Source organism: Williamsia maris, from assembly GCF_024171815.1.
In the GTDB taxonomy this organism is placed as follows: domain Bacteria; phylum Actinomycetota; class Actinomycetes; order Mycobacteriales; family Mycobacteriaceae; genus Williamsia_A; species Williamsia_A maris.
Genome location: NZ_JAMTCJ010000003.1, coordinates 1,082,759 through 1,095,187 on the forward strand (window position 1 = coordinate 1,082,759; position 12,429 = coordinate 1,095,187).

Annotated in this window: 13 protein-coding genes and 1 tRNA gene; 2 read left to right on the forward strand and 12 right to left on the reverse strand. The window is 66.8% G+C overall.

What is annotated here, in order from left to right; genetic code table 11:
• Nucleotides 1-28: 28 nt before the first annotated feature.
• The 3 genes from LX13_RS18230 to rplJ form a co-directional block, all read right to left on the reverse strand.
• Nucleotides 29-1,198, reverse strand: coding sequence for an ABC transporter ATP-binding protein (locus LX13_RS18230; RefSeq protein WP_253662670.1), 1,170 nt, complete (start codon nt 1,196-1,198; stop codon nt 29-31).
• A gap of 207 nt (nt 1,199-1,405) precedes the next feature.
• Nucleotides 1,406-1,789 carry a 50S ribosomal protein L7/L12 gene (rplL, locus tag LX13_RS18235; protein ID WP_188489057.1) on the reverse strand — a complete coding sequence of 128 codons (384 nt, stop codon included), beginning with the start codon at nt 1,787-1,789 and terminating at the stop codon, nt 1,406-1,408.
• Between the two features lie 69 nt (nt 1,790-1,858).
• Entirely contained in the window at nt 1,859-2,431 is a 573-nt protein-coding gene (rplJ, locus tag LX13_RS18240) for a 50S ribosomal protein L10 (RefSeq protein WP_253662671.1), read from the reverse strand.
• A 550-nt stretch (nt 2,432-2,981) separates the two neighbouring features.
• Between rplJ and LX13_RS18245 the strand changes: the two genes are divergently transcribed.
• Nucleotides 2,982-5,015, forward strand: coding sequence for a CocE/NonD family hydrolase (locus LX13_RS18245; RefSeq protein ID WP_253662672.1), 2,034 nt, complete (start codon nt 2,982-2,984; stop codon nt 5,013-5,015).
• 69 nt (nt 5,016-5,084) lie between these two features.
• Here the strand turns inward: LX13_RS18245 and LX13_RS18250 are convergent, their stop codons facing one another.
• From LX13_RS18250 to LX13_RS18260, 3 genes are all read right to left on the reverse strand, one after another.
• Nucleotides 5,085-6,026, reverse strand: coding sequence for an alpha/beta fold hydrolase (locus tag LX13_RS18250; RefSeq protein ID WP_253662673.1), 942 nt, complete (start codon nt 6,024-6,026; stop codon nt 5,085-5,087).
• Nucleotides 6,027-6,092: 66 nt separating this feature from the next.
• Nucleotides 6,093-6,605: a TIGR04338 family metallohydrolase gene (locus LX13_RS18255; protein ID WP_253662674.1), complete on the reverse strand. Its 513-nt coding sequence runs from the start codon at nt 6,603-6,605 to the stop codon at nt 6,093-6,095.
• A complete protein-coding gene (locus LX13_RS18260; RefSeq protein WP_253662675.1) occupies nt 6,602-7,426 on the reverse strand; it encodes a DUF2786 domain-containing protein in 825 nt (274 codons plus the stop codon). The genes LX13_RS18255 and LX13_RS18260 overlap by 4 nt, the downstream gene beginning before the upstream one ends.
• A 100-nt stretch (nt 7,427-7,526) precedes the next feature.
• On the opposite strand from LX13_RS18260, the gene LX13_RS18265 reads away from it, so the two are divergent.
• The gene (locus LX13_RS18265) at nt 7,527-8,204 is read left to right on the forward strand and encodes an alpha/beta hydrolase (protein WP_253662676.1); all 678 of its coding nucleotides are present in this window, start codon (nt 7,527-7,529) and stop codon (nt 8,202-8,204) included.
• A 65-nt stretch (nt 8,205-8,269) separates the two neighbouring features.
• On the opposite strand, the gene rplA is transcribed toward LX13_RS18265, so the two are convergent.
• The 6 genes from rplA to LX13_RS18295 all read right to left on the reverse strand — a co-directional run bounded on the left by rplA (nt 8,270) and on the right by LX13_RS18295 (nt 12,376).
• Nucleotides 8,270-8,983: a 50S ribosomal protein L1 gene (gene rplA, locus LX13_RS18270; RefSeq protein WP_253662677.1), complete on the reverse strand. Its 714-nt coding sequence runs from the start codon at nt 8,981-8,983 to the stop codon at nt 8,270-8,272.
• 112 nt (nt 8,984-9,095) lie between these two features.
• Nucleotides 9,096-9,527 (reverse strand): 50S ribosomal protein L11, encoded by a 432-nt coding sequence (rplK, locus tag LX13_RS18275; RefSeq protein WP_188489041.1) that lies wholly within the window; start codon nt 9,525-9,527, stop codon nt 9,096-9,098.
• 107 nt (nt 9,528-9,634) lie between these two features.
• On the reverse strand, nt 9,635-10,462 hold the full coding sequence (nusG, locus tag LX13_RS18280; protein ID WP_253662678.1) for a transcription termination/antitermination protein NusG: 828 nt from the start codon (nt 10,460-10,462) through the stop codon (nt 9,635-9,637).
• Between the two features lie 76 nt (nt 10,463-10,538).
• A complete protein-coding gene (gene secE, locus LX13_RS18285) occupies nt 10,539-10,967 on the reverse strand; it encodes a preprotein translocase subunit SecE (RefSeq protein WP_253662679.1) in 429 nt (142 codons plus the stop codon).
• Between the two features lie 30 nt (nt 10,968-10,997).
• A tRNA-Trp gene (locus tag LX13_RS18290) sits at nt 10,998-11,070 on the reverse strand.
• Nucleotides 11,071-11,335: 265 nt separating this feature from the next.
• Nucleotides 11,336-12,376 (reverse strand): fused (3R)-hydroxyacyl-ACP dehydratase subunits HadA/HadB, encoded by a 1,041-nt coding sequence (locus tag LX13_RS18295; protein ID WP_301301503.1) that lies wholly within the window; start codon nt 12,374-12,376, stop codon nt 11,336-11,338.
• Nucleotides 12,377-12,429: the final 53 nt, after the last annotated feature.

Sequence of the window (12,429 nt, forward strand, 5' to 3'; positions counted from 1 at the left end):
TTAGTGGCCTCCACGGCTGTGATCATGATCAGGAATTGCCGGCGGGGTTGCCGCCGGCACGGTAGGCGGGGAACTGCTCGGTGTTGTCGTTGGAACCGGCGTACTGCTTCTCGGTGTTCACGCCACCGTTGTTGCCGTTGCCGCCACCGTTGTTGCCGTTGCCGCCCTTGTTGTTCTGGCGGTCCATGCCCTCGGCGTTCGCACGACGGATGTCGTCCTCCTGCGCCTGGGATTCCCGGATCGCCTGCTGGGCGTTCTCGGGCAACTCGTGCAGCATCTCCTCGACGCGCTCGCGGTGCCGCGCCGACGCCTTGCGCTCGGGCATACCCGGGTTGGGCTGCACCTGCGGGATGATCTCGGAGAAGTCGTCCTTCGTGCCGCCACCACCGATACCGGCGTCCTCGAGTTCCTTCTCCTGCGCGGCGGTCGCGTCGTCCTTCTCCTCGGACATGCCGATCGGACCGAAGCGGTCACCGGAGAGGAACTGCTTGACCGCGGGCTCCTCGGAGGTCAGCAGGACCTCACGAGGACCGAACATGACCAGCTCCTTGCGGAAGAGCATGCCGATGTTGTCCGGGATGGTCCGGGCGATGTTGATGTTGTGCGTCACGATCAGGATCGTCGCGTCGATCTCGGCGTTGATGTCGATCAACAGCTGCGAGATGTAGGCGGTACGCACCGGATCCAGACCGGAGTCGGGCTCGTCGCACAGGATGATCTGCGGGTCGAGGACCAGTGCACGGGCCAGACCGGCGCGCTTGCGCATACCACCGGAGATCTCACCGGGCAGCTTGTCGCCGGCGTCGGACAGGCCGACCAGGTCGAGCTTCTCCATCACGATCGAACGGATGTCGGACTCGGACTTCTTGGTGTGCTCACGCAGCGGGAAGGCCGTGTTGTCGAACAGGCTCATCGAGCCGAACAGCGCGCCGTCCTGGAACAGCACACCGAACAGCTTGCGGATCTCGTAGAGCTCTTTCGACGAGCACTTCGTGATGTCGGTGCCATCGACGATCACCGACCCCTGCTCCGGGTGCAGCAACCCGATCAGAGCCTTGAGGAACACCGACTTACCGGTACCCGAGGGACCCAGCAGAGCCGAGACCTCCCCCTCCGGGAGCGTGAGAGTGACATCTCGCCAGATGTTCTGAGAACCGAAAGACTTCGTGAGTCCCTCGACACTGACCTCAACACCCACGTTTGACTCCTCTAGATGACCCGCCCCGGCTTGTGGTTCGAGTCACTCTAACCCACGGTTCGCCATCGACGAACATCAACTCCACATTTCTTAAATTTGGATAAAAAAACGTCTTGGACCTGGAGATATAACAAGGACCACCCCGCGTGCGGGGTGGTCCTTGCGGTCAACCTACCGAAAAGTAGGTTAACGATCCAACGGTGCGTCTTACTTGACGGACACCTTGGCGCCGGCCTCTTCGAGCTTGGCCTTGGCAGCCTCGGCAGCGTCCTTGTCGATCTTCTCGAGGATCGCCTTGGGGGCGCTCTCGACGAGATCCTTGGCCTCCTTGAGGCCCAGTCCGGAGACGACCTCGCGGACGACCTTGATCACCTGGATCTTCTTGTCGCCGGCGCTCTCGAGGACGACGTCGAACTCGTCCTGCTCGACAGCGGCCTCGGCGGCAGCCGGGGCGCCTGCGGCGGCAACGGCGACCGGGGCGGCCGCGGTGACCTCGAAGACCTCTTCGAACTTCTTCACGAAATCGCTGAGCTCCAGCAGGGTCAGTTCCTTGAACTGATCGATGAGCTCGTCAGCACTGAGCTTCGCCATGGTGGCGTCCTTCCTGTTGTCCCCCGGAACGGGGGAATGTATCTGGGGTGGTGATGGGCGCGGGTGCGCTTATTCGGCAGCCTCGGTCGGTGCGTCGGCTGCGGTGTCCGCCGCCGGTGCGCCGCCCTCGGCGGACTTCTTCTCCTGCAGGGCCGCGGCGAGACGCGCGACCTGCGATGCGGGCTGGTTGAACAGACCCGCGGCCTTTGCCAAGTTGCCCTTCATGGCACCGGCGAGCTTGGACAGCAGGACCTCTCGGGTCTCAAGGTCGGCGATCTGCTCGATCTCGGCCACGGACAGCGCGCGGCCGTCCATGTATCCGCCCTTGATGATGAGAGCCTTGTTGTCCTTGGCGAAGGTCTTGATCGCCTTGGCGGCGTTGACCGGTTCACCCTCGATGAAGGCAATCGCGGTCGGGCCGACGAACAGCTCGTCGAGTCCAGCAACGCCCGCATCAGCTGCGGCGCGCTTGACCAGGGTGTTCTTGGCGACGGAGTAGGTTGCGCCCTCGCCGAGTGAACGACGCAGGTCAGAGAGCTGCTTGACGGACAGACCACGGTATTCCGTGATGACTGTTGCCGTGGAGCCCTTGAACTGCTCGGAGATCTCCGCGACTGCGGCGACCTTGTCGGACTTGGCCATACTTCGCCTCCTCTCATGTCGATTCGGGTTGGTCGAGACGACCCCACCGACGACGAACGCCCCGGGCACAGGGCCACGGGGCGCAGAGGGCGAACGCTCGCATCGCGAGCAGTGCCGGACTTTCACCACGTTCACCCTGCGTGGGTCGCCGGCATCGGCCGGACCTTCGAACATCCGCCTGGGGCGGACGTCGACCAACGGTCTGTGGTTGAACTGAGGAACCCGACCGACTCACGCCGACGCGGGTACCGAGGGTTAAGAGTAGCCGCAGCGTCGTGTCCTGGACAAATCCGTGCTGCGCAGCCGACAGAAAGCCGTACAAACGTACCTTTTGTGTAGATTTGATAACGACAATCGATGGTCGGATCGCGCTCTGGTCACAAAGTCCACAGCCCCCGTGTCGGCACTCAATAGGCTGGGTTACATTCGCTGGAGAACATCGGTCGTGATGTGCACCACACATTCGTCCGGTCCACGATGACGTGGTCACAGGGTTGATGTGCACGAACACGCCCTCTGCACTCGTCACGCAACAGCGAGGCAGACGGCGATGACGGTTCCAGCTGATCCTGACGAGTCCGTGCAGCGGGGTGTCGCCCCCGACGCGTTCGGCGAGCGACGCCCACGACCCACTCCCCTCCCGACCCTGCCCCTCGGCGACCCCACCGGCGGCGCGGATGCGATCCGCTGGCGTCGGCTCGTCGACGGCCCGCTGCAGTACCCGCACGTGTCGATCGACCGTGACGTCGAGATCACCATGTCCGACGGAGTCCGCCTGCGCGCGACCGTCATCCGGCCGGCCGATGCGACCCGGCGCGCGGTGTCCACGCGCTACCCCACGATCGTCAACATCAACCCCTACAACCGGGCGCTGCTCGACCTGCTGGACCAGTCCGTCCACGCCCCGCTGATCGGGCGCGCGGTCGCGGGGCTCGCGGGCAAGGTCGATCTGAGCGGGACGGCCCTGAGCGGCGTCACCGATCTGACCCGGACGCTGTCCGGCGGCGTGTTCGACGTGTTCGGGATCAACCGCAACCTCGTCCGCAGCGGATACACCCAGGTCATCGTCGATGTCCGCGGCACCGGGGCATCGCACGGCAAGTGGCAGATCCTGGGCGCGCGGGAACAGAGGGACTCCGTCGAGATCCTCGCCTGGGTCGCGCGTCAGGCGTGGTCGGACGGCCAGCTCGGCCTGGCCGGTTGGTCGTACTCGGCCATCAACTCCCTGCAGACCGCCGACAAGCGTCCGCCCGGGCTCAAGGCCGTGTTCGCCGTGGAGGGGTGCGAGGACATCGTCCGCGACATCTACATCACCGGCGGCCTGCCGTCGGCTTTCATCCCGCTGTGGCTGTCGATCGTCAACGTGCTCAAGTGGATCCCGAACCCCGCCACCGCCGCCCGCGACCTGCGCCGAGGAACCAGCCTGCGCTGGCTGGCCAACCGCGTCGCGTCGCCGGCCACCGAGGTCGGCTCGCTGGCGTGGGGGTTCCTCACCGGTCGCGACGACCGCGTGTACGACGACCCCTACTTCGACGAGCGCGACCCGGACGTCTCGAAGATCGACGTCCCCACCTTCCTGTTCGGCGGATGGCACGACCTGTTCGGGCGCAGCGCGACGTCGATCTACTCCCATCTGCAGATGGAGCCGGGACGCAAGCAGCTGGTGGTCTCCGACGGCTACCACCTCGACGCCGGGTCCGGCTTCGGCAGCGCGGCGCACCCGCCGCGGGTCGATGTCCTCGAGCGCGCATGGTTCGACAAGTGGCTCAAGGGAATCGACAACGGCGTCGACAACTACGGGCCGGTGACCCTCGAACAGCAGGGCGGATCGTGGACCGCGGGCGACAGCTTTCCCCGCTCCGGGGCGTCGGTACGCAGGCTCTTCCTGTCCGACTCCCCCTCGGGTACCGCGTCGCACTCGGCCTACGACGGCTCGCTGCGGTCCGACCGCTCGCACACCAGGGCCTCGCTCGGCGTCCGCCCGGACATGCGCGGGTTGCGGTCACGGGACATGACGCAGGTGACCGCAGGCATCACGATGGTCCTGGGCAAGGACTTCGGCCGCGACGCCCGCTATCAGGAGGCCGGCGGACTGACCTTCTCCTCCGCACCCGTCACCGAACGGACCCAGATCAGCGGCGCGCTGAACATGCGGTTGTTCGTCTCGACCTCCGGCCAGGAGGGGATCTGGGCGGTGACGGTCAACGACGTCGCCCCGGACGGCACGTCGACGGTGCTCACCAACGGCGCCCTGACCGTGTCGAACCGGGCGATCGACCCGTCGCTGTCGGAGTACGCCGAGGACGGCAGTCTGCTGGTCGCGCACCACTACCTCAGCCGCAAGCGCAAGCTCCCGGTTCCTGCGAACACCCCGTTGCCGATCGACGTGGACCTCGTGCCCACCGACGCGGTGCTCGACATCGGTCATCGGCTGCGGGTCGACATCTACGCGGGCAGTGTGCCGCGGTACCTGACGGTCGTACCCGACCTGATCCGCGCACACGGGCGTCGCCAGGATCTCGTCCTCGACCCGCATCACCCGAGCTACCTGTCGTTCCGCGCCATCGGCGATCCCGACTGGTGACCGTCCCGTCCACCGGGCGGATGCGGACGTCGACTGGGCGGATGCGGACGCCGAGTGGGCGGGCCCGGACTAGGTCGGGCGCGCGACGCAGCGGCTCGCGAAGTCGATGATCTCGCGCGCCACGTCGCCCGAGATCTCCGGTTCGTTGTGGACCTCGTGTCGGAACCCGGTGTAGACGCGGGTCCGGACATCGCCGTGACCGGTGCGGACGAGCTGATTGGCCACGCGGTAGGCACCCTCACCGAAACCCGTGACCGGGTCGGCGTCGCCGGCCAGGATCAACACCGGTAGGTCACCGCGGACCGACGGGTACCACTCGTCGGCGTTGGCCGCGTCGTACAGATCGACGAAGCCGGCGAGGAACCGCACCGACATCGGCGCACCGAAGTTGTTCAGCGGATCGACGGCGTGGTCGCGGACCACGTCGGGGTCACGGGCCACCCAGGCCGTCGGACCGGAGCCGGGTTCGTAGCGTGCGATGAACCCGTCGAACATCGACGCCACGTAGGCCTCCGGCGCCGGCGCCTCGGTGTCGGCCTCGGCCGACAGGGCCTGCCGGTCCAGCAGGTTCTCGATGCCGTGGATGCCGGCCGCGATGCCGCACAGGATCAGCCCGTCGACCTGTTCGCTGTCGCCGCTGACGAGGCCGCGCGCGATCATCGACCCCCAGGAGTGACCGAAGATCACGTACGGCAGGTCCGGGTGCAGTTCGCGCGTGATCGACCGCAGGGTGCGTTCGTCGACGACGACGACCCGGTCGGCGTGATCTCCCGCGTCGGCCCAGATCCCGGAGGTCATCGCGGTCTTGCCGTGACCGGCGTGGTCGTCCGCCGCGACGACGAAACCTGCGTCCAGCAACGCGGTGATCAGCGGGAGATAACGTCGCGAGTGCTCGCCGAGCCCGTGGATCAGCTGCACGATCCCCCGCGCCGGTCGGACCGGCTCGTAGATCCAGCCGTAGACGGTGTCGCGCTGATTGCTCGACGTGAACTCGACCTCGCGAAGTGACATCTTCGGCTCCTAGCGCATCCATCCGGTGACGTCGTCACGCTAACAGCGCGGGCGGGCCGAATCCGTTCAGCGCACCGCGATCCCGCTGTCGGTGAGGATCACGCGGTAGACGAATCCGGCTTCCGGGCCGAGTACGTCGGTGACCAGCTCGATCAGGGTCGTCGCGAACCGGGGACCGTGCGCGGCATGGCCGGGTTCGATCAGATGGTGCGCCAGCTCGTGCAGCACCACGAGCTCGCGCAGCGCCCACCGTCCGTCGGCCATCTCCGGCAGGGCGATGGTCGGCGGGAGCGAGGGATCAGCGGGCGATTCGTAGTGCGCGCTGCGATGACCACGACGCGAGCGCACCTCGACATCGATCGTCGCGCGCGGGAAGAGGCGACGGACCGAGTCCCGGGCGAGCACCTGCACGATGTAGCGCCGCGCCGACTCCACCGAGCCGAATCGCGCCTCGGGCGGCAGGGTCAGATGTGCCCCGGCGATCTCGACGCTGGGTCCCGGCGCCGCGAACAGGTTGTGTACGGCCGACTCCGCCTCGTAGAACAGCGCGCGCTGGGTGTCGCGCGGAGGACCGGTCATCGGTGGTCCAGCGCCCCCCGGGTGCCGTCGAGTTCCTCCGGAGCCCCGATCCGTGCCCGACGGCCGGCGCGGTCCCCGGCACGTCGAGCCGCCTCGGAGTACCCGGCCGACGCACTCGAGCCACGCCAGGTCCCCCGGGCGGTCGACTCCTCGCGATGGAAGTCGACGACGGCGATCTCCTTGTCGCGCAACGCCACCTGCGTCGATGCACCCGGGCGGTCGACGGATTCGCGTACCGCGTCGGCCCGCGCCTCGTCCCTCGCCTCGGTCAGTCGCAGCCCGATCCGCTCGGCGAACGCCGACTGGAAGTTGAGCCGCGCGGTGATCGGCGACAACGGGGTGTGCTCGACGATGCGGCGCGTCCGCCACCGCGATCGGTCGGTGACGACCTTGGCCGCGGTCTCGGACCGGTAGTCCCCCGACTTCAGGTAGGCGTCGCTCGCCGCGACCATCTGCACGACCAGCGAGCTGTAGAGCGCCTCGGTGCTGTCGATGTCGCCCGAGAAGCCATACGCGAGAACGAATGTGGAGTTGCTCGCCACGTCGACCTTGATGTCGTTGGCGTGGGCGATGGCCACGAACAGCGCCACATAGGTGCGTAGACCCCGCTTGCCCGCGGTGCCGATCGCGATCTGCCGGGCCACCGGCGCCGTGTGCGCCGCGGCCGGGTCGTGCGCACGTGCGACGGCGAGATCTATCGAGGCCGACGTCGCCAACCGCTGTGCCGCCTGCATGAAGGTCTGCGCCTCGTGCTCGTTGTCGGTGCCCTCGGCCTGGCGCAGGAGACCGGCGATACGGGTCAGGAGTTTGTCGTCGCGCATGGGGATAAGACTACTGAGAGCGCCGGACGGTTCCATGGTTCACCTGTCAGGATGAAACGGACATCCCGCCGTCCTCACCGACCGATCGGAGCGTGATCCGATGGCGACCTTCCTGCTCATCCCCGGCGGCGGCTCCGACCCGTCCTACTGGCGAATCCTGGTGTCGGAGTTGGCCGATCGCTCCCATCGGGTGGTCCCCATCGACCTCCCCTGCGAGGACGACGACGCCGATCTCACCGACTACGCCGCCGCCGTCGCCGCCCAGACACCCGCCGACACCGACCGGCCGATCGTCGTCGCCCACTCGTTCGGCGGCTTCACCGCGCCGCTCGCCTGTCCCCTGGTCGACGCGTCGATGCTGGTCTTCGCCTCGGCGATGATCCCGCGACCCGGTGAGCGACCCGAACAATGGTGGGCCGCCACCGGTACGGCGCAGGCCCAGCGCGACGCCGCGGCGACGCAGACCTACGACCCCGACGACATGGATGCGTTGTTCTACAACGGGGTGGCGCCGGAGATCGTCGCCGAGCAGATCGAACGCACTCAGTCCGACACCCCCGCGACGCAGATCTGGCCCGCGTCGGCCCTGCCGGACGTCGAGACCCGGTTCCTGCTCTTCCGCGACGACCGGTTGTTCCCCGAGCCGTTCATGCGACGTGTCGTCGCCGACCGCCTCGGCGTCGAACCCGACGTCATCGGCGGTGGCCACATGGCGATGTTGTCGCACGCGGGTGAGTTCGCCGACCACCTCGACGGGTTGGTCCGGCGGCCGGGTTGACCCGGAGACGGCAACAGCCGCGACGCTCGAGGCGTCGCGGCTGTTGCGCTGTACAGATCAGACGATCAGACGTCGTCTTCGGTGTAGTTCCGGTTACGCGCCGGGTCGACCGGGATACCCGGGCCAGACGTGGTCGACACGGTCACCTTGCGCAGGTAGCGACCCTTCGAGGCCGACGGCTTCGCACGGAGGACCTCGTCGAGGGCCGCGCCGTAGTTCTCGGCGAGCTGGCGCTGGTCGAACGACGCCTTGCCGATCACCAGGTGCAGGTTCGAGGCCTTGTCGACACGGAAGTTGATCTTTCCGCCCTTGATCTCGTTGACGGCCTTGGTGACGTCGGGCGTCACGGTGCCGGTCTTCGGGTTGGGCATCAGACCGCGCGGGCCGAGGACGCGTGCGATGCGTCCGACCTTGGCCATCTGATCCGGGGTCGCGATGGCGGCGTCGAAATCGAGCCACCCGCCCTGGATCTTCTCGATCAGGTCCTCGGCGCCGACCTCGTCGGCACCGGCGGCGGTGGCCTCGGCGGCCTTGTCACCGACGGCGAACACGATGACGCGGGCGGTCTTACCGGTGCCGTGCGGCAGGTTCACGGTGCCGCGGACCATCTGGTCAGCCTTGCGGGGGTCGACACCGAGACGGATCGCGACCTCGACGGTCGGGTCGTACTTGGTCGACGCCGTCTCCTTGGCCAGCCCTGCAGCCTCCAGCGGGCTGTACAGGTTGTCCTTGTCGATCTTCTCGACGGCGGCCTGGTAGGCCTTGCTCTTCTTGCTCATACGGTGCTTCTTTCCTTCTCCGCAGCGGTTGCGGATTGGTGGTGTGCGGACCGAAGCCGGTCCTCCCACGCTCTCGAGTTCGTCGCCGGCGGACACCGGCGGCGAGGGGTTCCTAGGTGACCGTGATGCCCATCGACCGAGCGGTGCCTGCGATGATCTTCGCGGCCTGCTCGACGTCGTTGGCGTTGAGGTCTTCCTGCTTGGTCTTGGCGATCTCACGGACCTGGTCCATGGTGACCTTGCCGACCTTCTTGACGTGCGGCTCTCCCGAGCCCTTCTGCAGTCCGGCCGCCTTGAGCAGCAGCTTGGCCGCCGGAGGGGTCTTCAGCTTGAAGTCGAACGAGCGGTCTTCGTAGACCGAGATCTCGACGGGGATGACCGTGCCACGCTGCGACTCGGTCGCGGCGTTGTACGCCTTGCAGAACTCCATGATGTTCACGCCGTGCTGACCGAGCGCCGGACCCACGGGCGGGGCGGGGTTGGCCGCACCGGCCTGGATCTGGAGCTTGATGATCCCGGCGAGCTTCTTCTTCTTGGGGGGCATCTCTCTTTAACCTTTGTGTTGTCTCTGTGTGTGCCGGGTTCGAGAACCGATCGCACCGGTCCATCTCGCCTGGCGTATCGCGCCCGCTGGAGACGCGAAGTCTGTTGTTAGATCTTTTCCACCTGGGCGAAGCCGAGCTCGACCGGGGTCTCGCGACCGAAGATCGAGACGAGCACCTTCACCTTGCGCTGCTCGGCGTTGACCTCGGAGATCGACGCGGGCAACGTGGCGAACGGGCCGTCCATGACGGTGACCGACTCGCCGACCTGGAAGTCGACCTCGATGGTCGGCGACGCCGACGCACCGATGCCGCCCTCGGAACCACCCGAGGACTTGCCCGCGGCCGGCTTCTTCGCCTCGACGCGGGGCAGCAGGAACTGCAGGACTTCCTTCATCGACAACGGCGACGGCTTCGAGGTCATTCCGACGAAGCCGGTGACACCCGGGGTGTTGCGCACGGCGCCCCACGAGTCGTCGTTCAGCTCCATGCGCACCAGGATGTAGCCCGGCAGCACCTTGCGCTGGACCTTCTTCGGCTGGCCGTTCTTGATCTCGGTGACCTCTTCGGTCGGCACTTCGACCTGGAAGATGAAGTCGCCGACGTCGAGGTTCTGCACGCGGGTCTCGAGGTTGGCCTTCACCTTGTTCTCGTACCCGGCGTAGGAGTGGATGACGTACCAGTCGCCGGGGGCGCGACGGAGCTCCTTCTTGAGCTCCTCGACCGGGTCGACCTCTTCTTCCTCGGCGACGGGCGCTTCCGCGTCCTGCGCCGGGGCTACGACATCGTCGGAAGCGTCGATGGAACCCGCGACCGCCTCGGTCAGTTCCTCGGTGGCGGCCACGTCGACCGGTGCGTCCAGTACGTCGGTGCCGTTCTCGATGGCGTCGATGTCGGCTTCCTGGATGCTCTCGGTGTCATGCTCGGGGGTGCTCACTGCAGCCCACGCTCCCTTTCAATACGGTCGTGCTCGCACCCGGCGCGGTGCGCGGATGAGTGTGTGGTCGGTCGGCTCAGCCGAACAACCAGAGGACAGCTTTCGCGAAGCCCAGGTCGATGCCGGAGATGAACGCCGTCATGACGATCACGAAGATCAGCACGATGATCGTGTAGCGGACCATCTCCGACCGGCTCGGCCAGATGACCTTCTTGAGCTCGCCGACGACCTGCTTCAGGAAGATCCACAACCGGATGAACGGGTTGCGGCTCTGGTCCGTCGCGGTCGACGAGCGCGACGAACGCTCCTTGAGTGCGACGCTCGACGCGGTGTCCGCCTCGCTGTCCGGCGCGGTGTTCCGCTTGCCGCGCGGAGTGGACGACCGCTTGCCCGTCGGCCGGGCCGCGGTCTCGTCGGTGAGAACGTCGGCGGCGTCGGTGACGCCGTCGGTGGCTTCGGCCTCGGGGGTTCCCTTGGCGCGTGCAGCTCTGTCGCGCTTGCTCACCACATCATCCTCTCGTCGCACATCTTTGGGCAGGGGCGACAGGACTTGAACCTGCAACCTGCGGTTTTGGAGACCGCTGCTCTGCCAGTTGAGCTACGCCCCTTTGGATCGGCTCACACCGATCCGTCTGGACGCGACCTCGCCATGGAACCATCGTCCCACGCCTGCAAGCCGGTCCATCTGCTGTTCCTCACACTCGCAGTACCGGAACACTCGCACTGCACAAAACCAACGCGCCGCCCTGAAGGGCAGCGCGTAGCGTGAGTAACCTCAGACGATTCAGTGTACGACACGCGCCTGTGCGAACCAATTTGCCCACGTCGAGCGCTCGCAACGGGTCATTCCGGCCCGTCGCCAGGAGGGTCGTCTCAGTTGAACTGGACGCTCGCGACGGCGCGGCCGAAGATCTTCTTGCCGTTGGACTTGGCGGTCAGCGCGATCTGCCCGCGGCGGGTCTCGGGATCGAGCGACTTGATCTTGGCGGTGAGATCCATCTGGCCGTAGCCGTCCCGCGGGACGTAGACCGGCGCGGTGAAACGGACGTTGTACTCGTAGACCGCACCGGGATCGCCGACGAAGTCGGTGATGTATCCCGCGCTGATGCCCATGGTCTGCATCCCGTGGGCGACGACGGTGTCGAGGCCCACGATGTCGGCGATCTCGTCGCTGAAGTGGATCGGGTTGGGATCGCCGGCGACACCGGCGTAGTTGATCAGGTTGCCGCGGGTCAGCTTGACCGTGCGGGGCTCGAGCTCCTGGCCGACGGTGAGGCTGTCGAAGTCGATGGCGCCATACGGCTTGGGATCGGCGGCCGGATCGGGCTCGGTGAAGAAGCCGCTGTGGTCGGGGATCGTCTGACCGTGGTCGTACGTCGCCCCTTCGACCAGCATGGTGTGCGCCACCGTCGTCATGAACGACGGAGCCGGGGACTCACCCGCGCGGGCCACCAGCGTGGTCCAGGTCGTCATCACCGGGACGTCGTCCTGGTTGTGGATCTGGTTCTTGGTCACGAGCACGTCCGCGCCACCCATCTGGCGGTACGAGTCGAGCGACACCACGCAGATGAGCCGGTCACCGACCTCGACGGGCTTGTGGAACACCAGGCGCTGGTCGGTCTGCAGCATCTTCCACAGATCCCACCCCTCCACCATCTCCTCGAAGAGACGGCGCTGGGCGATCATGCCGGGGATGGCGACGAACGACAGCGGCGCGATCAGGGTCGGGTGTCCGTTCGCGGTCGCCGCGGCCTCGTTCCAGTGGACGGGGTTGCCGTCCTGGACGGCGCGGGCGTACTCGCGGACCTTCTCGCGACCGACCTCGTAGTAGTCCTCGACCGTGTAGTGGAAGCCGACCTGCTGAAGGGTCCGCTCGGCGATCTCCTCCGGCGAGAGGCTGGTCTGGTTCGCCATGATCGCCAGGCGCTCTTCGACGGAGGGGATCGAGGATTCACTCACGTTGGTCA